Source organism: Wenyingzhuangia sp. 2_MG-2023, assembly GCF_030548295.1.
GTDB lineage: Bacteria > Bacteroidota > Bacteroidia > Flavobacteriales > Flavobacteriaceae > Wenyingzhuangia.
The window spans coordinates 1-239 of sequence record NZ_JAUOSB010000180.1 but is presented as its reverse complement, the minus strand read 5'-3'; the positions used below and the strand labels follow the sequence as shown (position 1 = coordinate 239).

Here is a 239-nt window from a genome sequence, read left to right as displayed (position 1 = left end):
TGTTGGGCTTTCGTAATTTTATTCAGTAGTTAATTGAATAGACAAACCTAAAGCATTCGCTAACAAAGCAAAATTCGATAATTTAATATCCTCACCATTTTCAATTCTCGAAATATATGGTCTTTTCTTTCCAACTTTTTCAGCTAAGTTTTCTTGACTCATATGAAGTTCTTTTCTTCTGTTTTTTATGATTTCTCCAAAATAATAAGAAAAAGCTTCTTCTCTAAATTGCTCACGCT

Annotated in this window: 1 protein-coding gene; it reads right to left on the bottom strand. The window is 29.7% G+C overall.

Annotated features, from left to right (window positions below):
• Positions 1–18: 18 nt before the first annotated feature.
• The coding region (locus Q4548_RS16990; RefSeq protein WP_303457267.1) for a helix-turn-helix domain-containing protein at positions 19–239 on the bottom strand (221 nt) is incomplete at its 5' end.